The sequence below is a fragment of the Bradyrhizobium sp. 141 genome (assembly GCF_023074055.1).
GTDB lineage: Bacteria > Pseudomonadota > Alphaproteobacteria > Rhizobiales > Xanthobacteraceae > Bradyrhizobium.
This window is the reverse complement of sequence record NZ_JADPKR010000025.1, coordinates 72,913-96,648: the sequence shown is the minus strand read 5'-3', so window position 1 is coordinate 96,648 and position 23,736 is coordinate 72,913. Positions and strand designations below refer to the sequence as shown.

Below are 23,736 nucleotides of genomic sequence, written 5' to 3'. Positions count from 1 at the left end.
ATGGGTGAGGGGTATCTTACCGCCCGGCAAGCTTTGCAAGGACGTCTTCCAACACAGAAGTGGGCTGTTGTAGCACCTCATTGTTCCAATAACGCGCAATGGCAAAGCCTTCAGCGGAGAGGGCTGCGTCACGAGCGACATCGCGTTGTGAATCTGCGTGCTGGCTGCCGTCGATCTCGATCACAAGGCGCTTCTCGAAGCAGACAAAATCGAGAATGTAGTTCTTGAACGGAACCTGTCGACGAAACTTGAATGTGGAGAGGCGACGGTCCCTCAGCAAGCGCCACATTGCGCCTTCCGCATCCGTCGGTTCGTGCCGCATATTCTTCGCGAATTGGCGGAGAGGTTTGGGGACCGGCCGATGGGACGGATCCTGCGGCACCAACCCCTCACCCGACTGAGTTTGTATCCGCCAGCGGAGCTGCCCTCTCCCACAAGGGGAGAGGGCGCAGCAACATGCATCGCGCTTTCGTTGATAGGAGAAGCCGCTGCCTCACCCTCACACCCGCATCGGCATCAGCACGTAGAGCGCGCTCTTGTCGTCGCGGTCTTGCACCAGGGTCGGCGAGCCGGGGTCGGCGAGCCTGAGGGTTGCCACGTCGCCTTCGATCTGGGCGGCGATGTCGAGCAAATAGCGGGAGTTGAAGCCGATATCGAGGGCGTCGGAGGCGTATTCGACCTCGAGCTCTTCGGTCGCGCTGCCGGAATCCGGATTGGTCACCGACAGCACCAGCTTGCCCGGCGCCAGCGACAGCTTGACCGCGCGGCCACGCTCGCTCGAAATCGTCGAGACGCGGTCGACCGCGTTCTCGAAATCCTTCTTGTCGACGACGAGCTCCTTGTCGTTGCCTTGCGGGATGACGCGGCCGTAGTCGGGGAAGGTGCCGTCGATCAGTTTCGAGGTCAGCACGACGTTACCGATCGTAAAGCGGATTTTGGCCTGCGACAGCTCGATCGTCATCTCGGCGTCGGTGTCCTCGATCAGACGCTGCACCTCGCCGACGGTCTTGCGCGGCACGATCACGCCGGGCATGCCCTCGGCGCCCTTGGGCTGTACCAGATCGAGCTGGGCGAGGCGGTGACCGTCGGTGGCGACGCCGCGCAGGGTAGCGGCCGCGGGCGTGCCGGCGGCGTGCAGATAGATGCCGTTGAGGTAGTAGCGCGTCTCCTCGGTGGAGATCGCGAACTGGGTGCGGTCGATCAGCCGCTTGACGTCCTTGGCAGCGAGCGAGAAGGAATGCGACATGTCGCCGGCGGCCAGATCCGGGAAATCATTCTCGGGCAGGGTCTGCAGCGTGAAGCGGGAGCGGCCGGCGCGGATCGCCAGCACCGCACGGTCGCCGTCGGCCTCCAGCACGATCTGCGAGCCATCCGGCAGCTTGCGCACGATGTCGTAGAACATGTGCGCCGGCACGGTGGTGGAGCCCGCGGTCGCGGTTTCCGCCGGCAGCGTCTCCGTCACCTCGAGGTCGAGGTCGGTCGCCTTCAGCGACAATTTGGCGTTCTCGGCGCGGACCAGCACGTTGCCGAGGATCGGAATCGTGTTGCGGCGCTCGACTACGCGGTGGACGTGGCCCAGCGACTTCAGGAGTTGCGCGCGTTCGACCGTAACCTTCATTGCACTACTCGCCCGATCCCCAAGGAAACACAACGTTGAGAAGGCCGGGCGGCGGGACGCGCACCACGGCACCGAAGACCCCGGAAAGCCGGATCATCCAGCCGATATGACCAAAGCCGTCAGGGTCGCGCAAGGTGGCGCGGAAAGTCATCGGTTTCAAGGGATTGCCGAGCAGTTCCCCACGATTTACCGCCCAAAACCAGGGTCGCCGCCCAGGCAAACGAAGACCGCCGCCCAGGCATGGCCGGGGCGGCGGCAGAATGGCAGAGCGCCTTAGGCGTTTATTCCTGAAGCTGGCGCTTCAGCGACTCCACTTCCTCCGACAGCGCGTTGTCCTTGGAGACCAGGGCCTCGATCTTGCGCACGGCGTGCAGCACCGTGGTGTGGTCGCGCCCGCCGAAGCGGCGGCCGATCTCCGGGAGCGAGCGCAGGGTCAGCGTCTTGGCGAGGTACATCGCCACCTGGCGCGGGCGGACCACGTTGGCGGTGCGGCGCGAGGAGAGGAGGTCGGAGCGGCTGACATTATACTGCCGCGCCACCACGCGCTGGATGTCCTCGATCTTGATCCGCTTCGGCTCCTGCGGCCGGACCAGGTCGCGCACCTCGTGCTCGGCCATTTCCAGCGTCACCGGCCGGTTGTTGAGCTTCGAGTGCGCGAGCAGACGGTTGATCGCGCCTTCGAGGTCGCGGCCATTGTGGGTGATGGTGCGCGCCAGATAATGCAGCACCTCCTCGGGCACCTCGAACGTCGCATGATGGGCCCGGGCCGCGGCGACGCGCGACTTGAGAATGCCGTGGCGCAGCTCCTCGCCGAGCGAGCCCATCTCGACCACGAGGCCGCCGGCGAGCCGCGAGCGCACGCGGTCATCGAGGCTTTCGAGGTCGGACGGCGGACGGTCGGCCGCGATCACGACCTGACGGCCGGCGTCGATCAGCGCGTTCAGCGTGTGACAGAACTCGGCCTGGGTCGACTTGCCCTGCAGGAACTGGAGATCGTCGATCACCAGCACGTCGATGCCGCGCAGCGCTTCCTTGAAGGCCAGCGCCGTCTGCGTCTTCAGCGCGGCGACGAAGCCGTACATGAATTTTTCCGCCGTGAGATACAGCACCTTGCGCTCGTTGCCGGAATTGCCGGCCCAGGTCACCGCCTGGAGCAGATGCGTCTTGCCGAGTCCGACGCCGGCATGGATGTAGAGCGGGTTGAACATCACGGGATCGCCGCGGCGACCTTCCGCGACCTGGCGCGCAGCCGCATGCGCCAGCGTGTTGGAGCGGCCGACGACGAAGCTCGCAAAGGTCAGGCGCGGATCGAGCGGCGAGCCGCCGAGCGCGTCGTGATTGGCCGAGACCGGCGCGGTCGCGGTCGAACGCAGCTCCGGCGTGGGCGTGCGTCGCATCTCGACGGGCGCCGGGGCTTCCTTCGGCACCACCGGGCGCACGGCCGAACGCACCGTGAGGTCGATGCGATGCACTTCCGGCATCTCGGCCTGCCAGCACGACAGCACGCGCTCGGCATAATGGGCCTGGATCCAGCTCTTCAGGAAGCGGGTCGGCACTGAGAGTCGCACGCTCTCGTCCTGCACGCCTTCCAGATCCATGCGTGCAAACCAGCTCGTGTAAACGTCCTCGCCAACGCTCGAGCGCAGCCGACCCTTCACGCGTGACCAGCGATCCTGTTCCATTGTCATCGTCAGAAAACTTCTCTTGAGAGATATAGTTGCGTTGTGAGCGCCATGCAGGTGTTCCTGCAGGACCCCTTGAGCAGGGCCCTTGGAATGGCGCGACCTCAAAGCGAGTCCATCGTCAGGCATAGCTCGACCGTCCGGCGGGAACGCCGCGTCAGATCAGCGATGTCAGAGATGGAGGGGTCGCGAGGTCAGCGCGTACTCGGCGCTCCGTCACACGCGGGAGGCTGGATATCTGACGGATCTGGGACGGCATCGTTGGAATGCGAAACGTGCTGCAATACCGCGTTGAGTCCGTAAGACATGATACCTCCCCATCCTGCCGTGATCGCTCACGGCAAGGTCCTGCGTGTCTTGACGACAGCCGCGCCGTACTCCTGTCGCGGATGCCTGCCCGTGTACTGGTCGTCCGCTCGACTTCGCCGCCTTGCCTGCCGGGGTAGCTTTGCGACGTCTCTCAAATGCGCGTGGCACGAGGCGGGAAGATCCCGCTTGGAGACATTCAGACAAATAGCTACCATTCCCATATTGCTATGGGTTGTGAACCGACATCGCTTGTTGAAGCGTCGCCTACGTGCACACCGCCGCCGATTTGCACGCTCGCCCCGTTTCCTAAACCGCGCTGGTCTGAAGATCGTGGGCGCCGCTGACGACTTAAGGAATACACTATGCAGAAAGACTCGCAACGAAATTGATTCACACTTGAGGCACCAAAAAACTTGACCTCGGTTAACGCCCCGCGCGAGTTGTTCACAGGCTTCGAAGCAAGTTTTTGGATTCGTGCACAGAATCGAGAACGCCACACCTCATGTGACAATTCTCAGCCACCGCCGAAATTTTTTAACAAATTCGTCACGCACCCCGACGCGCGGGTGATTTTTCCAAACGCTTGCGATCACTATGTCGATAAGTGATTAGCGAGACATCGTTTTTTGAGTCTCGTTTCACAGGGTAACTCCCACCCGGTGTGCGCGCCTGTGAATCTACGGTGTGTAGAACTTTCGTCGCCCGCGGATTCAATTCGAGCGCGCGGCGCAGGAGTTTTTTGCAACGCAATGAAAGTTTCCGCTGTTGCAAAACATCGGCAGGTAAAACTACGGAACGAAACATAGCGCAGGCGGAGCAAACCTTCCAATCGAAGATTGGCTGCGGCGTGACTGCGTGCGTAATATGACAGGCAACAAAAAAGCCCGGCGCGATGCCGGGCTGTTTGACGCGTGCGATGTTCGATCGATCAGTCGACCGATGGTCCGCCGTTACTTGGCGAACTTACCTAACGCGCTTACTTGGCGCGCTTACTTGGCGAGCTTGGCGATCTGCGCGGTGAGCCGCGAGACTTTGCGGCTGGCATTGTTCTTGTGAATGATGTTGCGCTGGGCGGCACGCATCAGGGCGGGCTCGGCATTCGCCAGCGCCTTTGCGGCAGCGGCACGGTCGCCGGTCGCGATGGCTTCTTCGACGGTCCGCACAGCACCGCGCATCTGGGTGCGGCGCGACTTGTTGACGGCGGTGCGGCGGGCGATCTTGCGCGTCGCTTTCTTGGCGGAAGTGGTATTGGCCATGGTCTCAATATCCTTTGCGGGTACCGGTCGCGTCTTGGTCGGGTAGCGCCGGCTTGCTTGACCGCGTAATCGACGCTCGGATTTAGGGTGTTCGGTTGCTAGGCTGTCCCCGGAACATGAGGCCTCAAAGAGCCTCTAAGCTCGAGGAGCCTGCAACTGCTCAAAGAACAGCGGCGGCAGGATTGCGCCCGCCGCCAGTTGGCGCCCTTATAGAGAGGGTCTTCGGCACCGTCAACGCTTTCCGGGCTGGAAAAGCCGCCCCCAAAGAGCTCCAGGGAGCACGGTAACGCCCTGAAGAGGTTGAATTTCTGCCGTCTCCCGGCTATTGGCAGGCGGCGTTTTATCGGGTCCTCCGATCGGACGACCATATAAGGTGAGGCATGATCCGCGGCTTTTTCCGACTGATTGGGCTGTTGCTGCTCGCAGGCGGGTTCATCTTCATGGTCTATGACGGCGCCCGCTGGGTGGCCGACCAGACCCTGCGGTTCACCCGGTTCGGCCAGTTCTGGAACGACATCAATCAGGCCAGCCAATCGGCCTTCCGCACCTGGGTCGAGGCCAAGGCCCCCTGGCTCTGGACCTCGGTGATCCGCCTGCTGCTGGATCAGCCGGTCTTTGCCGTCCTCGGCATTCTGGGCATCCTGCTGATGATCCTGTTCCGCCCGCGGAAACCGCTGATCGGCTATTCCCGGGATTGAACTTCAATTCCCGCCGGGATTGAACTTCAATTCCCGGGGATTGACCTTCAATTCCCGCCGGGATTGAGCGCTGGGAGGCGCGCGGCGTAACAACGCGGCCTACGCTCACGTAGAGCCCTATATTCCCACCTGATCGCGAGCACGCCGCGTGAGCATCTGGCTCAGGCGACGGACAGCTCGCCTCCGGAGATCCAATCATGCTGTTCATGCGCAAGACCACCGCATTGCCGAGCGCAACTGAGGCGCTGCCCGGCCGTGCGCAAGCTATTCCGACCGCGACCACCCATTTCGTCAACGGTAGTAAGCTGCAGCCTCCTTATCCCGCCGGCCTTGAGCAGGCCGTGTTCGGGCTCGGCTGTTTCTGGGGCGCCGAGCGCAAGTTCTGGGAGCTCGGCGATGGCATCGCCACGACTGCTGTCGGCTATGCCGGCGGCCACACGCCGAACCAGACCTATGAAGAAACCTGTTCGGGGCGCACCGGCCACACCGAAGTGGTGCTGGTCGTGTTCGATCCGAGCAAGATCTCCTATGCAACGCTGTTGAAGACGTTCTGGGAAAGCCACAACCCGACGCAGGGGATGCGCCAGGGCAACGATGTCGGTACGCAGTACCGAAGCGCGATCTACACCTATTCCGACGCGCAGAAGAAAGCGGCGGACGAGTCGAAGGCGCTCTATCAGAAGGCGCTCGCAGGAAGAGGCCTCGGTGCCATCACCACCGAGATCGCGCCATCAGGCGAATTCTATTTCGCCGAGGACTACCATCAGCAATATCTGGCGAAGAATCCCGCCGGCTATTGCGGCCTCGGCGGCACCGGCGTGTCCTGCCCGATCGGCGTCGGTGTGAGCGCGTAGTCCTACCAGAGGTTCGTCATGGCCGGGCTTGTCCCGGCCATCCACGATCTCCGCGCGGCACCCAAGAACGTGGATGCCCGGGACAAGCCCGGGCATGACGGTGTGGGAACGTCTGCGGGAGTCGCGCGGCTCATACGATGCCGTGGCAGCACCGCCCCCCGTTCAACGCTTTATTAACCATAACCGGTGCATCACTGGAGCCATCTCGTTTCGAGGGTAGGTCCGGTGCCAGTTGCACGCGCGTTTCGATCGTCGATCTCGGCAGTGGTCTTGGCAGCGTCCGCCGCGCTTGCCCTTGGCGGCTGCATGCAGACTGCCGGCCCGGTCGCGATGGTGCAGCCGCGCGCCGATCTCGACTCCATGGCCTATGGCCAGCCCTACAGCGCGCCGCAGCCGGTTGTCGTCGCCGATGGCGGCGGCGCCATCGGCGCGTTGCGCAATTCCTTTGCCTCTTCGCCTGCACCCATGCCGGTCGGCTACGCCGCGCCGATGGCGGCGCCGGTGCGCTATGACGCCTCCTACCATCTCGATGCCGGCGACAAGCTCCGCGTCGTCGTCTACGGCCAGGAAGGCCTCACCAACAGTTACGCCATCGATGCCGGCGGCTCCATCACCATGCCGCTGATCGGCGCGGTGCCGGCGCGCGGCCGCACCACGGCTGGTCTTGCCGGCGAGATCGCCGCGCGCCTGCGCAACGGCTACATCCGCGAGCCCTCGGTCGCCGTCGAGATCGAGGCCTATCGCCCGTTCTTCATTCTCGGCGAAGTCACGGCGCCCGGCCAATATCCTTACGTTCCGAACATGACGGTCGAAAGCGCGGTCGCCATCGCCGGCGGATTCTCGCCGCGCGCCAAGCGTGACGTGGTCACCGTCACGCACACCGAGAATGGCGGCTCCATGCGTGCCGTGGTGCCGCTCGGCACCCCCTTGAACCCCGGCGACACCGTGTTCGTCGGCGAGCGCTGGTTCTAGCTCAGCGTCTGAAATCCAGCCGGCCCTCTGGAAAGCACCCGTCGATCCTGACAGCATCGACCACGCGCCCGACCCATGGCCGCGTGATCGCCGGCGTGGTCAGATTGATGTACTTCCCGGCCAGGCGACCCGCGCCGTCGCGCGCGGCGTCGATCAGCCCGTGGCGGCGGCCGTTGTCCCAGTCGAAGCGCAGATAGATCCGGCTCCCCGCGATGCGGATCTCCGCGCGTCCCTGCTTCCACTTGTCCGGCGTATCGCCGGCGATGGTCGGATCGGCGCCGCCATTCCAGCGGCTCGCCCAGATTCCCTCGACCGGATCTGATGGTGCTGCGATCGCTGCCCACGCCGCCGCGTTGCCGTCTGCAGCATCGCCGGCCAGCGTGGCCGTCGCGGCATAGTCCATCACTTCGGAATCATCGGGTGCGGGGACATCCATGGTTCCGAACGGATTGCGGATGACGAGGTGCGTGATGGCTTGTTGCATGGCGATCTTCCGGCGTGAGTTGGCTTGATCCGCCAGCTCTATCGCCGGGTACCATATGCAACCACCCGATTCCTGCTTTGAGAGAGGCGGGCGCTACTTCGTCAAATGTTTCGCGAAAAACTCCATGCTGCGCGGCCAGGCGATGTCGGCGCTGGCCTTGTCGTAACTCGCTCGCTCGTCGCAATGGAAGCCGTGCTGGGCGCCCGGATAGACGAAGGTCTCCACATCCGGCCGCTTCGACTTGATGGTCTCGACGTCGGTCAGGGGGATGCCGGCATCCTTCTCGCCGAAATGCAGTTGCGTCGGCACTTTCGGCGTCTCGTCGGCAAAACGCACCACCGCGCCGCCGTAATAGCCGATCGCGGCTTTCAGGCCGGTCAATCGCGTCGCTGCGACGAAGGCGATGCTGCCCCCTAAGCAAAAGCCGATGATGCCGACTGGGCCGACGCTTTGGACCGCATCGATCGCCGCCTGAGTGTCGCGCAGCATCGCAGCCCAGTCCGGACTAGCGACGAATTTTCGCGCCTCCGCAATCTCGTCGGGCGAATAGCCCGACTGGAATTTGGGCGCGGTGCGGTCGAAGATCGACGGCGCGATCGCGACATAGCCTTCCCCGGCGAGGCGGTCGCAGACCGAGCGGATGTGGTGATTGACGCCAAAGATCTCCTGGATCACCACCACCGCGCCCTTCGGCGCGCCCGAGGGATCGGCGCGATAGGCGCCAAACTGGAAATTGTCGGACGCCGTCAGTTTGATGTCTTGTCCCACGCGGGTTGTCCTTCTTGGTTGGTTGTCGATAGGGAGTTCGCTCGTTCCACAATCTCGTCATGCCCGGGCTTGTCCCGGGCATCCACGTCCTTCGTGCTGGACGAAAGATCGTGGATGGCCGGGACAAGCCCGGCCATGACGATGGGGCAACATCAACGCACGACGGCGCAGATGTGATGACTTTGCACCACGAAGCGCCGCCTTCACTCCCACATCCAGTTCTCGCCGTAATCCTCCTTCCATCCTGCCAGCCGTCCGTGACGGAATTGCAGGAACAGGCGGTGGCGATACGGGATCAAGCCGCTGCCGCCGATGTTGCGCAGCGCGAGATAGATTTCGTTGCCGGGACGCCCCCGCACATATTGCAGCGGCTGCCCGAGGGCACGGGCGGTCTGTTCGGCATCCATGCCGAACGCGAGCGGAATGTTGTTCGACAAGGTTGCGACGAAGGGCTGCCGCGAGCGCACCGCGTCGAATGGTTCGGCCTGTGCCGCCGCCGACAGCAGCGACGCCATTGCGCCCGCCGCGAATATCGCTCGCATCATGGTCCGCATCCCCATTGCCCGGCCTATGCCGGCAAGTTCTTCAGGAAAGGCAGCACGGCGTCAACAAAAGCCTTGGGCTGATCGATGTTGACGGCGTGACCGGCCGCGGGGATCACGACCTTTTGTGCGCCGGGGATTTTTGCGGCCATGTAATCGGACGCGGCGAGGAACGGCGTGTCGTCGGCGCCGACCACGATCAGGGAGGGCACCTTGATGTCGGACAGCAGCTCGATCACGCGGGCGTCGCGCTGGGTCAGCATGCCGCGCGCGGCGAGCGCCAGTCCCTTGGCGCTGCGATGACTGGCGGTGGCGCGTTCACGCGTTGCCGATTTCAAGACGTCGAGGCCTTCGCGGTCGAGCCTGTCGGCGGTGGCCAGTGCACGTGCATTCCAGGCCTCGCGCGCGTCATCCTTTTTGAAGCCCGGGCCGGTGTCGATGATCAGCAGCGCGCGGGCACGCTCTGGATGGGCCCGGTAGAACGCGAGCGACATGTAGCCGCCGAGCGATAGTCCGCCGATGATGGCGCGCGTCGCGCCGACCGCATCGAGGATCGCCGCCATGTCGCCGACAGTCAGAGCTTCACTGTAGGCGTTCGCATCATCGGGATAATCGGATTGGCCGTGGCCGCGCATGTCCCACAGGATCAGCTTGTGCGCCTTCGCGAGCGCATCGATCTGCCCATGCCACATCGCCGACGTCGATGAGTAACCGTGGGTGAGCAGCAATGGCGGCCCTTTGCCGTGGACTTCGTAGTAGATCTCGACGCCGTCCCGATTGATCTTCGGCATTGTTTCCGCCCTTCATCTTATTCTTGCGACGACCTCGGTGCACCCTTTCCCCTTGTGGGACATCGCGGTGCCACTTCTTTCATCACTTTAGCCTGCCAAGTTACCTGGAAGAAACTGCCTCAACGCGATGGCACGCATGTGCGATGCGCTGGCTGTTGCGTTCAGTGGCTACGTCGGCGCCATTGGCGCGGCGCACAACGAGCGAGTGCAGAGGTGGTCTGTTTCGACTCATTCCAAATTGCATTTGCCACGGCACGCGAACGCGATCATGCTTGTGGCCAAGGCTGGCGCCGGCCCGGTGGGCGTCCGCCATTCAAGTTGCCGCCGTAAGCGGCTTCATGCACCGGCAGGGGAAGACGCCTATGCCAACTCTCACCATCAACGGGCGGAGTATGTCCGTGGATGCGGCGAACGACTCGCCGCTCCTCTGGGCGATCCGCGAGCAATTGCAGATGACCGGCACCAAGTTCGGCTGCGGTGCCGGGCTGTGCGGTGCGTGCACCGTGCACGTCAACGGCGAAGCCGTGCGCTCGTGCCAGACCATGGTCGGCGACGTCGCCGGCAAGAAGATCACCACCATCGAAGGCCTCTCCGCCAAGGGCGATCATCCCTTGCAGAAGGCGTGGGTCGCCGAGCAGGTGCCGCAATGCGGCTATTGCCAATCCGGGCAGATCATGCAGGCAGCCTCGCTGCTGTCGAAAAATCCTAATCCGTCCAAAGAGGAAGTGGTCGCGCATATGGACGGCAATCTCTGCCGCTGCATGACCTATTCACGGATCCAGAAAGCGATCATGCGCGCCGCATCCGAGATGCGCACCGCATCGGCCACCTCCAGCGAGCGGAGGCCCACATGAACGAGCACGTGAAAAACGTCACGCCTGAGACGACGGATCTCAGCCGCCGCTCCTTCCTTGTCGGCAGCGCCGCGACCGGCCTCGTGCTGGGCTACGCCGGCGTCCCCGGCATCGGCGAAGCGCTCGCTGCACCCTCGAACTTCGAGCCGAGCGTCTGGTACGCGATCGCGCCCGATGGCCTGGTCACCGTGACCTGCGGCAAGGCCGACATGGGCCAGCACATCGCCTCCACCATGGCGCAGATCGTAGCCGAGGAACTCGGCGCGAAATGGAGCGACATGCGGGTTAATCTCGCCTCCAACGATCCGAAGTTCAACGATCCAGTTCTGGGCGCGCAGATCACCGGCGGAAGCTGGTCGACGATGATGAACTTCGATGCCATGAGCCGCGCGGGTGCCGCCGGCCGCATGGCATTGACGGAAGGCGCGGCCGCCGCAATGGGCGTGCCGGCGTCCGAGCTTACGGTGCGCGATTCCATGATCGTGCATCCGAAGTCGAAGAAGCAGATGTCGTTTGCCGACGTGGTCAAGAGCGGCAAGGCGACGAAAACCTTCACACCGGATGAGCTGAAGGCGATCAAGCTGAAGACGCCGGATCAGTACACCATGATCGGTGTCTCGGTGCCGCAGCTCGACATCCCCTCCAAGACCAACGGCACGGCCAAATACGGCATCGACGTGATGCTGCCGGGCATGGCCTATGGCGCGGTGGTGACGCCGCCGGTGCGCTTCGGAGCCACGGTGAAATCGGTCGACGACAGCGCGGCGAAGAAGGTGCCGGGCTTCATCAAGGCCGTCGCCCTCGACGACAAGACAGGCACGACCTCCGGCTGGGTCGTTGCGGTCGCCAGCACCTATGCCAACGCCAAGAAGGCGGCGCAGGCGCTCAAGATCGCCTATGACGGCGGTCCGAACGCGAAGCTGTCGAGCCAGTCGCTGCTCGACGAGGCCATGCGGCTTCAGAAACTCGAGGATTCCGGCCAGTTTTTCGTCAAGGACGGCGATCCCAACGCTGCATTCGGCACGGCGGCGAAGGTGGTCGAGGCCGAGTACACCACCAGCATCAACATCCATGCGCCGCTGGAGCCGATGAACGCCACTGCGGAGTTCAAGGGCGACATCCTGCACGTCTATTCCGGCAATCAGTTCGCAACGCGCTCCGGCGCGATTGCAGCAGGCGCAGCCGGGATCGATCCGAAGTTCGTGGTGATGCATCAAATGTGGCTCGGCGGCGGCTTTGGCCGCAGGCTCGATGCCGACATGATGATTCCCGCGGTGCAGGCGGCGAAGGCGATCGGCAAGCCGGTGAAGGTGATCTACACGCGCGAGAACGACATGACGATGGATTTCTCGCGTCCGCTCACCTATCAAAAGGTCAAGGCCGGCGTAGACGGCGACGGCAAGCTGGTCGCGCTTAGCCACGACGTGGTCTCGGCCTGGCCGACTGCGCGCTGGGGAATCCCCGATTTCCTGACGCCCTCGGTCGACAAGAAGGGCCCGCTCGATAGCTTCACGGTGAACGGAGCCGACTTCTTCTACACCGTGCCCAACCACTATGTGCGCGCGATCAAGAATGAGCTCGCGCACAATGCCACGCCGTCCGGCCAGCTCCGCTCGGTGGCACCGGGCTGGACCTTCTGGGCGGTCGAAAGCATGATCGACGAGATCGCGGCTGCCACGGGCAAGGATCCCGCCCAGTTCCGCATCTCGCTGCTCGACGGTGCCGGCAAGAACGACGGCGGCGCGCAGCGGCTGCGCAACACGCTGCTGGCCGCGATGGGACTGTCGGGCTACGGCACCAAGCCATTGCCAAAAGGCGAGGGCATGGGCGTTGCCTGCGTGTCGTCGCAGGAGCGTGCGACCGCGAGCTGGACGGCGTGCGTCGCCCATGTCGCGGTGGCGCCATCGGGCGAGGTGACCGTGAAGAAGCTCACGGTGGCAACCGACGTCGGCACCCAGGTACATCCCGACAACATCCGTGCCCAGGTCGAGGGCGCGGCGCTGTGGGGGCTGTCGCTGGCGATGTACGAGAAGGCGACGCTGAAGGACGGTGGCATCGAGCAGACCAATTTCGATAGCTATACGCCCCTGCGCATGAGCCAGATGCCCGAGGTCGCGATTGCCGTGATCGCCAATGGCGAAAAGGCCACCGGCGTCGGCGAGCCCGCCGTGACGGTGGTCGCCCCCGCCATCGGCAACGCCATCTTCAAGGCGAGCGGCGCCCGTGTGCGAGCACTGCCGATCACGGCGGAGGCGGTGAAGGCAAGCATGAAGGCGTAAGGGCTGGACTGCTATCAGTGAACGAGATGATCCGCCGGAGGGCCAACCCTCCGGCGGATTTGTTTTGGAGTTCTGTGTCTCCACATTCGCCGTCATGCCCGGGCTTGTCCCGGGCATCCACGTTCTTCGTGCGCCGAACCAAGGCGTGGATGGCCGGGACAAGCCCGGCCATGACGGAGACGTTGAGGCTCCAAATTCCCCTTTGTTATCAAGACCCCGTCTACTGTGCATGGGGTTGTTTTCGCGGTTTTGAAGTTCCCGCCCCGGAACCCAAAAATCCCTAAAATTGCACGCGATCCCCCAAGGTTCCATTGAGCACGCCTCTTAAGGGCCAGAGAACCTGATCCGGCTTAGGCTGTCGCCAAATTCAGTCCCATGCTTTGGGGAAGTCATGAACGCGCTAGCCAAAACCGCCGCCAAACGCCGGCTTCTGCTCGCCTCCGACCGAAGCGACGAGAGCACGGAGCTCGCCAGCATTTTGAAAGCGGTCGGCGAGGTCGCGACGGTGTCGACAGAGGCGATTCCCGCCCAGCCGGCGCGTGATCTCTCCGGCCTCGTGGTCGACATCAACCTGCGCTCGCCCGAGAGCGTGCAGCGGGTGCGCAACAAGCTGCGCGGCGATGCCTATCGGTCGATGCCGCGGCTGTTCGTGCTCGCGGACGCCCTGCATCACGGCACCATGCAGGCCTGGGCGCTGGGCGCCACCGACACGATCTCGCGGCCGCTCCAGGCCGACGCTATTTTGCAGCGCATCCGCGCCGCTTTCCCCGATACCGCCGCCTATGACGCGACCGACCGCGGCAAGACGCTCAACCGCGGGGTCGATGCGGCGCATGCGGTGCTGAAGAAGATGTTCGAGAAGCTTCCGCTCGGCGTGGCCCTGACCTTCGACGATGTCATCGCCGCGGAAACCAAGATCCTGAAGGCGATCAAGCACTCCTCGCTGCGCGAATGGCTCACCACGGTCGGCTGCCACCATGTCGGCAGCTATCGTCACTGCCTGTTCGTCACCGGCTTCGCCGTCGCCTTCGCGCAGCATCTCGGCATGCGCGAGGACGACCAGCGCCGCCTGACCCGCGCCGCGCTGCTGCACGACGTCGGCAAGGCCTTCGTTCCCTCCGCGCTGCTCGACAAGCCCGGCAAGCTCACCGACGACGAGATGGCCGAGGTCCGTCAGCATCCGCGCCGCGGCTATGACGCGCTCGCAGCCCAAGGCGGCTTCCCGCCCGAGATGCTCGACGTCGTCTTGCATCACCACGAATTCCTCGACGGCAGCGGCTATCCGAACGGCCTGTCGTCGAACCAGATCAGCGATATCGTGCGGGTGACGACGATCGTCGACATCTACGCCGCGCTGGTCGAGAAACGCGCCTACCGCATGCCCTTCACGCACTCGCGTGCGTTCGGGATGATGGAAGGCATGGGCGGCAAGCTGGATCAGCAGCTGCTGCAGGCGTTCCGCCCGGTGGCGCTGGGGTCGTTCTGAGGCAGCACTCTCCGCTGCGGTAGGGTGGGCAAAGGCGCGCAGCGCCGTGCCCACGAGCATTCTCCGATCACACTCAGAAGGTGGGCACGCTTCGCTTTGCCCACCCTACGGCACCTCGCTCACCCCACCATCTTCCTCAACTCCGCCTTCGCGACCTTCTCGAGCGTCGAGCGCGGCATGTCGTCGACGAACCTGATCTCGCGAGGCACCTTGAAGTCGGCAAGGCTTTTGCGGCAGGCGGCCATCACGCGATCATGGAGATCGGGCGCAGCGCCTGCGACGCCGCCCTGCGGGACGATGAAGACGACAGGCACCTCGTCCAGCATCGGATGCGACTTCGCCACCACGGCGGCCTCTCGCACGCCTGATACGAGTGCGATCACCTGCTCGATCTCGGAGGCCGCGACGTTCTCGCCGCCGACCTTCAGCATGTCCTTGGCACGGTCGCCGAACTTGATGTAGCCGTTCGCGAGACGCTCGACGCGATCGCCGGTGAGGAAGAAGCCTTTCTCATCAAAACTCTCGCGCGTGGCCTTCTCGTTGTGCAGGTACTCGGCGAACAGCGACAGGCCGGGGATGCCCTTGATCGCGAGGTTGCCGGTGTCGCCGACTTCGGTCGGCCGTCCGTCATCGTCGGTGATGCGGATCTGATACTCCGGCGCCGCGCGGCCGATCGACATCGGGATGTTGGGCTGATCGACCTCGCCGACGATGCCGTGGGTGATGGTCTCGGTCATGCCCCACCAGCCGATCATCTTGACGCCGAACGCGGCAAAGGCCGGCGGCTCGTTGATCGCGGTGCCCCACAGGCGGAATTTGTGGTCTTTCGGGATCTCCTGCTCGAGCAGCGCCTTCATGCAGAACGGTATCGTCGAGGTCCAGGTCGCGCCGTGCTCGCGCGCGACGCCCCAGAACCGGGACGCGGAGAAGCGCGGCTGGATCACGCAGGAGCCACCGACCCACAGCGTCGCCAGCATGGAATAGGCGAGAGCGTTGGTGTGGAACAGCGGCAGATAGGCCTGGTGCACGTCGCCGGCATGCAGGTCCTCGTGCGCGGCGTTGATCTTGGCGCCCCACAGCGCGTTGGCATGGGTCCACAGCACCGCCTTCGGACGCGACGTCGTGCCGGAGGTGTATTGCACGCTGCACGGCGCGAGCGGATCGGTGGGGCGGTGGGGACGGTCGGCGCTGTCGGCGAACAGGGATTCAAAGCTCTCGCCGCGCGAGACCGCCTGCGCGGGCGCCGTGCCCGCATCATGCGAGGTCACCGTCATCCAGCGGATGTTGCGGCAGTTCTGCGCGACGATCTCCGCATAGGCCGGCTGTGTGATCGCGGCGACTGCGCCGCAATGATCCGCGAAATACGCGATCTCGGCCGGCGCCGAGCGCGTGTTGGTGGTGACCGCGATGGCGCCGAGCTCGACGCAGGCAAACCAGGCCAGCATCGCCTCGATGCAATTGTCCAGATGAGTGAGCACATATTCCCCGGGCTTGATGCCGCGTCCCGCCAGCCCCGCCGCGAGCGCGCCGACCCGCTCGTGAAATTCGCCATAACTCCAGCGCCGTGCCGGCGCATCGAACGGCGCCCAGATCAGGAACGGATGTGAGCTGCGCACCTCGGCCCGCATCCTCAAGAGCCAGGGCACGTCAAGCCCATCGAATGGGCCGACGATTCCGGCTGCGGTCTGTTGAACAGGCATGGTGTCCTCCCGTGCAGCCTGCATCTTGATGGCGGCTGTCTCTGGATTATTGCGTCTTCCTGCCACTGGATGGCGCGGGGAGCAAATCCGGGGTGCAGGCGGGCGAGGCGTGCCGTGCCATGTGAGGTGCGCACGTTCTCTCCTCCGTCATGGCCGGGCTTGACCCGGCCATCCACGTCTTGCCGCGCGAAGAACGTGGATGCCCGGGACAAACCCGGGCATGACGATGGAGTGTGTCGCGCCAGGCTGACCTAATCCGCGTACGACGAAATCTCGATCAGGCTGCCATCCGGATCCCGGCAATAGACCGAGCGCAGCGTGCCGCGGGCGCCCTGCTTGGGAACCGGGCCTTCCTCGATCGCGACGCCGTGTGCCTGCAAATGCGCCACCACCTCGTCGGGCGCAGCAGAGGTGAGGAAGCAGAGGTCCTCGCTGCCGGCGGTCTGGTGGTCCGCGGTGAACCACTCCACCTTGTCAGCATCGCGCGGCCGAACGTTGATCTTCTGGTTACCAAAGACGAGTGACGTCCGCGGCGCTTTGCCGCCGCCGGGATCGAACACCTTGACTTCCATGCCGAGAATCCTGCGGTACCACTCCGCAGTGGCCGCGACGTCGGCGACGTTGATCACGAGATGATCGAGGGCTTCGACCTTGACCGGCATGCCTTATCCTTTCGTCGCGATGCGCCCCGCGCACTTTCCGCCTGCAGCAAGCTTTGTTACAACCCCACCGACGCCGGCTTCAAGATATCTGGCTTCAAGAACAACACGTTGGGAGAACCCTTGAGATGATCACTCGCCGTACCGCGCTGGGCCTGCTCGCCGCCAGTCCGCTTGCAGCCACCCCGCTGTCGAAGGCCCTTGCCGCCGATTATCCGGCCCGCCCGGTGAAATGGGTGGTCGGCTATCCGCCGGGCGGGGCCACCGACATTCTGGCGCGGCTGATCGGCCAGCGGCTGTCGGAAAAGCTCGGCCAGCAATTCGTGATCGAGAACAAGCCGGGCGCCGGGAACAACATCGCCACCGAATCGGTCATCAACGCCGAGCCGGACGGCTACACGCTGCAACTGGTCAACCCGGCCAACTACATCAACGCCTCGCTCTACAAGAACCTCAAGTTCAACTTCGTGCAGGATATGGCGCCGGTCGCCTCGTTCCAGCGCGTGCCGAATGTGATGACCGTCAATAAGGACGTGCCGGCGAAGAACGTCGCCGAGTTCATCGAGTACGTGAAGGCAAATCCCGGCAAGGTGAACATGGCCTCGTCCGGCAACGGCACCTCGGTGCATCTGTCCGGCGAGATGTTCATGGCCATGACCGGCTGCAAGATGCAGCACGTGCCCTATCGTGGCGCGGCGCCCGCGATCACCGACATGCTCGGCGGCCAGGTGCAGGTGATCTTCGACAACATGCCTTCGATCATCCAGCACATCCGCTCCGGCTCGCTTCGCGCCATCGGCGTCACCACCACGGAACGCTCGCCGCAGCTGCCCGATGTCCAGCCGATCGCCGACACCGTCAAGGGCTATGAGGCCAGTGCACTGTTCGGCATGGGCGCGCCCAAGAACACGCCGAAGGAAATCATCGCCAAGCTCAACGCCGAGGTCAACGCGGTGATCAAGGAGCCCGACATGGCCAAGCGTCTGGTCGAGCTCGGCGGCGAGCCGCGCGCGCAGACGCCCGAGGCGTTCGGCGAGGAGATCAAGGCCGAGACCGAGAAGTGGAGAAAGGTCGTCGAGTTCGCCGGCCTGAAGGTCGAGTAGCGATCTTGTGATCGTGAGGATAGGAGCCCTGCCGTCCGGCAGGGCTTTTTTCGTTCTTTGTTTCGTTGATCTGGAATAAAACGGCGCCGCGAAACCTGATGAGAGAGGCGCCGTATCTCGGGCCAGCTGGAGAGGAGTTGGATCATGCGCAAGACGCAATTGGTGCTGGTGACGCTCGGCGTTGCGGTCCTGGGCGGCTTCGCCACCGTCACGCCCGCAGCCGCACGCGACTATCCATGGTGCGCCCAGGGCGGCGACTATGATTATCCCGGCGAATGCTCCTACAACACCTATGAACAATGCCAGGCCAGCGTATCCGGCCGGCTGCTGTACTGCGACCGCAACCCTCGCTTCGCCTACGGCCAGGTGCAGCCGCAACCCCGGCCGCAGCGGCGCGCGCGGCCCGTCGCGCCGTATTAAGAGCTGACCGATTTTACCGTTTCGCGTCCGCCTGTTCCGTCCCGGTGCACGAGATCAGCATCGTATAGGCGCGGGCGTTGGCGGCGATGTCGGTGGTCTTCAGTTCACCCTTGGGCTCTGCGGTCTGGTAGGGCACCACGGAATTGTCGAGGAAGTCGCGTAGCGCGCCGGTCTTGATGGCGAAGTTGATGTTTTCGGGGATGTTGCCGGTTGCGACCGCGATCCGCAGATTGTCGAGCTTTCCCGTAACCACGCCGACGATCTGCCCGGTGGTGTCGAACAGCGGGCCTCCGCTGTTGCCGGGCTGCACGGGTGCGCTGATCTGAAGGAAACGCGAATCGTTGCGCATCCCACTGAGCGAGCTCACGATACCGGTGGTCACGGTGAAGTCCGAGCTCAGAAGCCCGCGGTAGGGAAAGCCGATCGCCACGACGGAATCGCCGGAGCGGATTGAGCGGTCGCGGATCCGCGCAAACTCTTTGAACGTCGTTGTTGACGGCGCCTGCAAGAGGGCTAGATCGTTCATGGCATCGCTCGATACGACGCGCAACGTCATTGCGGCCTCGCCCGTGAGATTGCCTTTGAGGTCGCTGCAACCGTCGATCACATGGTGGTTCGTGACGATGTGCCCGTTGGCGCTGACCACGAAGCCGGTGCCGCTCTTGGACTTGGCGGACTTGCTGGCCGGCGGGGACGCCTGCTTGTCCGCTGTGGCCGCTGGCTTCGCGGTACCCTTTGTGAAATCCCCGGCCTTGCTGAGCCCGTCTGCCTTCACCCGAGTGACGCAGTTCGCCAGCGCCGCGACCAGGGGCGCCGTCGACGTCAACACGAATTGGAGTGGCTTACTGCCGTTGGTCGTCACCACCATCAAGCTTGCCTTCTGGAAGGTGCGAGCGACATTGAGCGGCAGGATGGTCGTCACCATGTTGGGGGCGTTGGAGGTCGCAAATAACCTGGCCTGCTCTTGTCCATCGAAGATGAAGTCAACGGGCGCGGTATCGCCCTTGTTGAAACGAAAGCCAGGGCTGGCGAAGCTTAGAAGCCACGAGCCCGCCGCATTCTGCCCCACGACGAGACTCACCCCGTTGGCGTAAGGCGCCGTTGCCGCGCAATGGGAGAAGGCGCCCGTCTCGTCATTACTGAAGGCGCCGCCGATCCAGTTGCCGACATTGACGCTGCCGAACGGTCCCGCCGCATGCGCGGCTGCGGCGATACCCATCTGCAATAAGGTCGCAACGATTAATGACTTAAGCCACATACCAGCCCCCGGACCCTTTTGGTTCCATCATATCTGGGGGACCATGCGCCGCGCAACCGCCAGTTGTCCGTTCCGGCGCAATCCCTTCGCGGCGACTTTCGGACTTGTCATTACTTTGCATTCCGATATACTTTGCGATACAAAGTGACGAGGACAGACGGTCCGGGCAAGCATGGGGAGCGAGGTTCCGGCGTTGCCAATTCGCGATCTCGACAAGGCACTGGCCGACATCGTGACGATCCGCAGCCAGATTGCGGCCGGCACGGCGTTCCGCGGCTACGGCCCGGCGACGATGGCCGCGACCGGCGCCGTCGCGCTGCTCACCGCGATCCTGCAATTCTGGCTGCTCGGCGATCCCACCAGTGAGCCGCTCGGCTTCTTCTTGGGCTGGTTCATCGCCGCCGCGCTCTCCGGCCTGATGATCGGGATCGAGATGCGCGCGCGATCGCGCCGTCATCATTCGGGTCTGGCCGACGCCATGATCCACCAGGCGGTCGAGCAGTTCCTGCCCGCAGGCGTTGCCGGTGTGCTGCTCGCCGTATTGATGTGGAAGTTCGCAGGCGAGACGCTGTGGTTGCTCCCGGGCCTGTGGCAGATCCTGGTTTCGCTCGGCATTTTTGCCTCCGTCCGCTCGTTGCCGCGCACCGTCGCGTTCGCCGGCGCCTGGTATTTCGTGTCCGGCTTCGCGGTGGTGGTGCTCGCAAGCCAGACCCACACACTGTCGCCATGGACCATGGGCCTGCCCTTCGTGATCGGGCAGTCGATGATGGCGGGCATTCTGCATGTCGCATCCGGAGACCACGATGTCGAAGACTGACAGCGCACCCTTCTCTTACGCAGGATTGGACCGCGTGATCCACGAGAAGGCGAGGCTCGGGCTTCTGACTTCGCTGATGGCGCATCCCAAGGGGCTGGCATTCGCCGACCTCAAGCAGTTATGCGACCTCACGGACGGCAATCTCAGCCGGCACCTTGCCGTGCTCCAGGAGGCCGGCCTCGTCGAGGTGACGAAGGGTTACGAGGGCAACCGCCCGCACACCACATGCCGCCTCACCAAGTCCGGGCGCCGCCGTTTCCTCGACTATCTCGCCGTGCTCGAGCGCCTGGTGCGCGATGCTGCGAAGGCCGCCGGCCGCGAGGCGCCGCCGCTCGGACGTCTCGGTATCGCCTCGACTTGATCCTCCCTCTTTTTGACCGGAGACTTTGCAATGCAAAGTGATCTTACGTCCCGCAACGAGAAGCTTCATGTCGGCATCATCATGGACGGCAACGGACGATGGGCGACGCGGCGCGGCCTGTCGCGCGTGCGCGGCCACGAGGCGGGCGTCGAGGCGATCCGCCGAATCGTCGAGGCCGCGCCCAAGCAGGGCATTGGTACGCTGACGCTCTACGCCTTCTCCACCGACAATTGGCGAAGGCCGAAGGCCGAGGTCGCTGCATTGATGACCTTGCTGCGTTTCTATCTCGCCAATGAGGTGCAGAGCCTGGTCAAGAACGGTGTGCGTCTCACCGTGATCGGCCGTCGCGATCGCCTGCCCGAAGGCATCGCCACCGCGATTACGCGCGCCGAGGAAACCACCGCCCGGGGCGGAACGCTGCACCTGCGTATCGCGGTCGATTATTCCGCACGCGATGCCATTCTCAATGCCGCGGCGAAGGCGGCCGCGTTGACCAGCATCACCCGCGAAGCCTTCTCGCAGCTCGTCACCGGCGAAGCCGGCCTGCGCGACGTCGACCTCATCATTCGCACCTCGGGTGAGAAGCGGCTGTCGGACTTCCTGCTCTGGGAAGGCGCCTATGCCGAGCTGCACTTCACCGAGCGGATGTGGCCCGAGTTCGACGCGAGCGATCTTGCTGCTGCCCTGGCCTCTTTCCATGGCCGCGAGCGTCGCTTCGGCGGCCTTCAGGCGATCATGCCCGAGGAGGTGCCGTCGCTCTCCCGTGTGTGACGCGCGGCCCGTGAAAACGAGCTGTTCGTTTTCAGCCGCATGATTGGCGGCAATGTCCAAGCGCCCGGTGCGCGGCTTCGGCTAGGTGTGCAAGTCCCAGCACCTGCCGAAAGCATCACGCATGTCACAGCTGTTTCCGGGAGCCGTTGTCGAGCCGGTCGAGCTGACCGAAGCGAATGGCACGGTCTGCATCAGAACCGCCGGCGCATCGGATGTCGAGAACCTGTCGGTCTATTTCACCGGCCTATCCACGACATCCCGCAACAAGCGCTTCAGTGGTGCGCGCGCGGACCCCGGCGTGGTCGCGGCTGAATGCATCGCGAAGAGCGGCGGTCTCGATAATTTCACCTTGCTCGCCGAGCTCAGGGAGGAGGGGCGGAGCATGATCATCGGCGAAGCGCGATACGCCTACGACGCGGCGGCACGGCATGGCGAATTTGCCATCTCGGTCGCCGATGCCTTCCAGCGCATGGGACTTGGCCTTCAGATGATGACGGCAATGGAAACGCGTGCGATCGATCTCGGCCACGAGATGATCGCGGGCGAGACGGCGCGCACGAACGCTGAAATGCGCGGCCTTGCGAAGAAGGTGGGGTTCAACGATACCGGGCTCGGAGACTGGCATTCGGTCCACCTCGCGAAACGCCTGTCGCGTTAGCGAGGCGCGCGTTGATTTGCCGCCTGGCACGGATCATGCTCTAGTCTCCGGCGAGGGGTGTCCGCAGCGATGGGAGCTTTCTGCGATGCGCGCGGTCCTGGACTATTGCACTGGCGGAACGGAGCGGCAGGTTGCCGCCGGCACGATCGTCGTCGCCGAGGGTGGCACCACCGGCCATCTCTACGTGCTGATGCAAGGCAAGCTCGAGGTGCTCAAGGGCGAGACCGTGGTCGCCACCGTCACCGAGCCCGGCGCAGTGCTCGGCGAGATGTCCGTGCTGCTGGGCCAGCCGCACACCGCAACGGTGCGGGCCTGCTCCGACGCGGTCGTCTACGAGTTCGAGGATGCCGCCTCGTTCCTCGAGAAGGAGCCGGGCGTAGCCCTGCTGATCGCAAAAATGCTGGCGCAACGGCTCAATGTCGCCAACACCTATCTCGCCGATCTCAAACGGCAATATGCCGGCCACGGCACACATCTGGCCATGGTCGGCGAGGTGCTCCAGAGCATGATCAACCTGCCGCCGCTTGAGGTTTCGCCAGGCTCGGATCGGCAATCTGATCCAAGGATGTGAGCCAGTCGGGCGGCGCCTCGATCGACGCTGCGGGCCGTTTCAGCGGCGCATTCAGGTCGATCCACTGGGCCTCGCCGGCCGCAAGCCAGAACGCCTTGTCCGCGTCGAGGTCCAGCACGATGTAGGTCGGCGGCCGGCCCGGCTGCAGGCCGGTGTTGAAGATCCAGCTCTCGCCCAGCCGGTCGAACCACGAGCCGGCGGTGATGAACGGCGACTGGTGCACATGGCCGGAGATCACCATCGACGGCTGGTGCTGCATGATCCATTGCACCAGCTCGACGTCGCCGAAGAACCGTTTGCCGCCCCAGCTCGTCGGTGAATCCGCCGGCGGCGCGTGATGTGCCCAGATCCAGCGTCGCGGCCGGCGGACGGCGGCGTCGGCGAGCTGGGCGACGATACGTTGTTTGACCAGCGGCCCGTCCCACCACGGGCACACCGTGAACATCGTGTCGCCGATGGTAAGGCTGTCGCCGTCGCAGGCGATGCCCAACTCGCGCACTTCCGAGATCCATCGTGCGATCTTCTCGCCGTCTGCATTGCGCTCGTCGAGGTCGTGATTGCCGGAGCAGAGGATGACGCGGGTCTTCGCGGCAAGCAGCGCGAGGTACTTCTTCACCACCACGATCTGGGCCCGAAAATCCACCATCGAGCCGATGTCGAGGGCGTCGCCCGCGAAGATCACGAGGTCGAATTGCGGTGCCGCGCTGACCAGCCAGTCGAGCTGCGGCAGCGAATAGTGCAGGTCGGCCACGACCAGGCAGCGCATTGGAAACGTCCGCGAGAGAGCGAAAATGTCAGGGAATTCCGGACCTCATGAAGCAAGAA

At 64.1% G+C, this 23,736-nt stretch carries 26 protein-coding genes; 13 read left to right on the top strand and 13 right to left on the bottom strand.

What is annotated here, in order from left to right; all coding sequences use genetic code 11:
* Positions 1–16: 16 nt before the first annotated feature.
* The 5 genes from IVA81_RS07835 to rpsT form a co-directional block, all read right to left on the bottom strand.
* Positions 17–382 carry a DUF559 domain-containing protein gene (locus IVA81_RS07835; protein ID WP_247314397.1) on the bottom strand — a complete coding sequence of 122 codons (366 nt, stop codon included), beginning with the start codon at positions 380–382 and terminating at the stop codon, positions 17–19.
* A 117-nt stretch (positions 383–499) separates the two neighbouring features.
* A complete protein-coding gene (gene dnaN, locus IVA81_RS07830; RefSeq protein ID WP_247314395.1) occupies positions 500–1,618 on the bottom strand; it encodes a DNA polymerase III subunit beta in 1,119 nt (372 codons plus the stop codon).
* Positions 1,619–1,622: 4 nt separating this feature from the next.
* Entirely contained in the window at positions 1,623–1,778 is a 156-nt protein-coding gene (locus IVA81_RS07825) for a hypothetical protein (RefSeq protein WP_247314393.1), read from the bottom strand.
* Between the two features lie 121 nt (positions 1,779–1,899).
* Positions 1,900–3,306 carry a chromosomal replication initiator protein DnaA gene (dnaA, locus tag IVA81_RS07820; RefSeq protein WP_247314391.1) on the bottom strand — a complete coding sequence of 469 codons (1,407 nt, stop codon included), beginning with the start codon at positions 3,304–3,306 and terminating at the stop codon, positions 1,900–1,902.
* 1,292 nt (positions 3,307–4,598) lie between these two features.
* Entirely contained in the window at positions 4,599–4,865 is a 267-nt protein-coding gene (gene rpsT / locus IVA81_RS07815) for a 30S ribosomal protein S20 (protein WP_212083530.1), read from the bottom strand.
* Positions 4,866–5,245: 380 nt separating this feature from the next.
* On the opposite strand from rpsT, the gene IVA81_RS07810 reads away from it, so the two are divergent.
* From IVA81_RS07810 to IVA81_RS07800, 3 genes are all read left to right on the top strand, one after another.
* Positions 5,246–5,563 (top strand): hypothetical protein, encoded by a 318-nt coding sequence (locus IVA81_RS07810; protein WP_028133689.1) that lies wholly within the window; start codon positions 5,246–5,248, stop codon positions 5,561–5,563.
* Between the two features lie 197 nt (positions 5,564–5,760).
* On the top strand, positions 5,761–6,417 hold the full coding sequence (gene msrA / locus IVA81_RS07805; protein WP_247314389.1) for a peptide-methionine (S)-S-oxide reductase MsrA: 657 nt from the start codon (positions 5,761–5,763) through the stop codon (positions 6,415–6,417).
* 225 nt (positions 6,418–6,642) lie between these two features.
* Positions 6,643–7,389 carry a polysaccharide biosynthesis/export family protein gene (locus IVA81_RS07800; protein WP_247314387.1) on the top strand — a complete coding sequence of 249 codons (747 nt, stop codon included), beginning with the start codon at positions 6,643–6,645 and terminating at the stop codon, positions 7,387–7,389.
* Between the two features lies 1 nt (position 7,390).
* Here the strand turns inward: IVA81_RS07800 and IVA81_RS07795 are convergent, their stop codons facing one another.
* From IVA81_RS07795 to IVA81_RS07780, 4 genes are all read right to left on the bottom strand, one after another.
* On the bottom strand, positions 7,391–7,873 hold the full coding sequence (locus tag IVA81_RS07795) for a hypothetical protein (RefSeq protein WP_247314385.1): 483 nt from the start codon (positions 7,871–7,873) through the stop codon (positions 7,391–7,393).
* 93 nt (positions 7,874–7,966) lie between these two features.
* A complete protein-coding gene (locus tag IVA81_RS07790; protein ID WP_247314383.1) occupies positions 7,967–8,641 on the bottom strand; it encodes a dienelactone hydrolase family protein in 675 nt (224 codons plus the stop codon).
* A gap of 203 nt (positions 8,642–8,844) precedes the next feature.
* A complete protein-coding gene (locus IVA81_RS07785) occupies positions 8,845–9,186 on the bottom strand; it encodes a hypothetical protein (RefSeq protein WP_247314381.1) in 342 nt (113 codons plus the stop codon).
* Between the two features lie 23 nt (positions 9,187–9,209).
* A complete protein-coding gene (locus tag IVA81_RS07780) occupies positions 9,210–9,974 on the bottom strand; it encodes an alpha/beta fold hydrolase (RefSeq protein WP_247314379.1) in 765 nt (254 codons plus the stop codon).
* Between the two features lie 362 nt (positions 9,975–10,336).
* Between IVA81_RS07780 and IVA81_RS07775 the strand changes: the two genes are divergently transcribed.
* The 3 genes from IVA81_RS07775 to IVA81_RS07765 all read left to right on the top strand — a co-directional run bounded on the left by IVA81_RS07775 (position 10,337) and on the right by IVA81_RS07765 (position 14,593).
* Entirely contained in the window at positions 10,337–10,828 is a 492-nt protein-coding gene (locus IVA81_RS07775) for a (2Fe-2S)-binding protein (protein ID WP_247314378.1), read from the top strand.
* On the top strand, positions 10,825–13,107 hold the full coding sequence (locus IVA81_RS07770; protein ID WP_247314375.1) for a molybdopterin cofactor-binding domain-containing protein: 2,283 nt from the start codon (positions 10,825–10,827) through the stop codon (positions 13,105–13,107). The genes IVA81_RS07775 and IVA81_RS07770 overlap by 4 nt, the downstream gene beginning before the upstream one ends.
* Before the next feature lie 391 nt (positions 13,108–13,498).
* On the top strand, positions 13,499–14,593 hold the full coding sequence (locus IVA81_RS07765) for an HD domain-containing phosphohydrolase (RefSeq protein WP_247314374.1): 1,095 nt from the start codon (positions 13,499–13,501) through the stop codon (positions 14,591–14,593).
* A gap of 119 nt (positions 14,594–14,712) precedes the next feature.
* On the opposite strand, the gene IVA81_RS07760 is transcribed toward IVA81_RS07765, so the two are convergent.
* The gene (locus tag IVA81_RS07760; RefSeq protein WP_247314372.1) at positions 14,713–16,293 is read right to left on the bottom strand and encodes an AMP-binding protein; all 1,581 of its coding nucleotides are present in this window, start codon (positions 16,291–16,293) and stop codon (positions 14,713–14,715) included.
* Positions 16,294–16,544: 251 nt separating this feature from the next.
* Positions 16,545–16,955 (bottom strand): VOC family protein, encoded by a 411-nt coding sequence (locus IVA81_RS07755; protein ID WP_247314370.1) that lies wholly within the window; start codon positions 16,953–16,955, stop codon positions 16,545–16,547.
* Positions 16,956–17,080: 125 nt separating this feature from the next.
* Between IVA81_RS07755 and IVA81_RS07750 the strand changes: the two genes are divergently transcribed.
* Complete coding sequence (locus tag IVA81_RS07750; protein WP_247314368.1) at positions 17,081–18,055, top strand: tripartite tricarboxylate transporter substrate binding protein; 975 nt, start codon at positions 17,081–17,083, stop codon at positions 18,053–18,055.
* A gap of 144 nt (positions 18,056–18,199) precedes the next feature.
* On the top strand, positions 18,200–18,475 hold the full coding sequence (locus tag IVA81_RS07745) for a DUF3551 domain-containing protein (RefSeq protein WP_247314366.1): 276 nt from the start codon (positions 18,200–18,202) through the stop codon (positions 18,473–18,475).
* A gap of 13 nt (positions 18,476–18,488) precedes the next feature.
* Here IVA81_RS07745 and IVA81_RS07740 read toward each other — a convergent pair whose 3' ends face one another.
* Positions 18,489–19,733, bottom strand: a complete 1,245-nt coding sequence (locus IVA81_RS07740; RefSeq protein ID WP_247314364.1) for a trypsin-like peptidase domain-containing protein — start codon at positions 19,731–19,733, stop codon at positions 18,489–18,491.
* 199 nt (positions 19,734–19,932) lie between these two features.
* Between IVA81_RS07740 and IVA81_RS07735 the strand changes: the two genes are divergently transcribed.
* The 5 genes from IVA81_RS07735 to IVA81_RS07715 all read left to right on the top strand — a co-directional run bounded on the left by IVA81_RS07735 (position 19,933) and on the right by IVA81_RS07715 (position 22,911).
* The gene (locus IVA81_RS07735; RefSeq protein ID WP_247314610.1) at positions 19,933–20,550 is read left to right on the top strand and encodes a hypothetical protein; all 618 of its coding nucleotides are present in this window, start codon (positions 19,933–19,935) and stop codon (positions 20,548–20,550) included.
* The gene (locus IVA81_RS07730) at positions 20,537–20,911 is read left to right on the top strand and encodes a transcriptional regulator (RefSeq protein WP_247314362.1); all 375 of its coding nucleotides are present in this window, start codon (positions 20,537–20,539) and stop codon (positions 20,909–20,911) included. Before IVA81_RS07735 ends, IVA81_RS07730 begins: the two co-directional genes overlap by 14 nt.
* Positions 20,912–20,941: 30 nt before the next feature.
* Complete coding sequence (locus tag IVA81_RS07725; RefSeq protein WP_247314360.1) at positions 20,942–21,682, top strand: di-trans,poly-cis-decaprenylcistransferase; 741 nt, start codon at positions 20,942–20,944, stop codon at positions 21,680–21,682.
* Positions 21,683–21,803: 121 nt separating this feature from the next.
* Positions 21,804–22,340 carry a GNAT family N-acetyltransferase gene (locus IVA81_RS07720; RefSeq protein ID WP_247314358.1) on the top strand — a complete coding sequence of 179 codons (537 nt, stop codon included), beginning with the start codon at positions 21,804–21,806 and terminating at the stop codon, positions 22,338–22,340.
* Between the two features lie 85 nt (positions 22,341–22,425).
* The gene (locus IVA81_RS07715; protein ID WP_247314357.1) at positions 22,426–22,911 is read left to right on the top strand and encodes a cyclic nucleotide-binding domain-containing protein; all 486 of its coding nucleotides are present in this window, start codon (positions 22,426–22,428) and stop codon (positions 22,909–22,911) included.
* Here IVA81_RS07715 and IVA81_RS07710 read toward each other — a convergent pair.
* Positions 22,850–23,677: a metallophosphoesterase gene (locus IVA81_RS07710; RefSeq protein WP_247314355.1), complete on the bottom strand. Its 828-nt coding sequence runs from the start codon at positions 23,675–23,677 to the stop codon at positions 22,850–22,852. The genes IVA81_RS07715 and IVA81_RS07710 overlap by 62 nt on opposite strands.
* Positions 23,678–23,736: the final 59 nt, after the last annotated feature.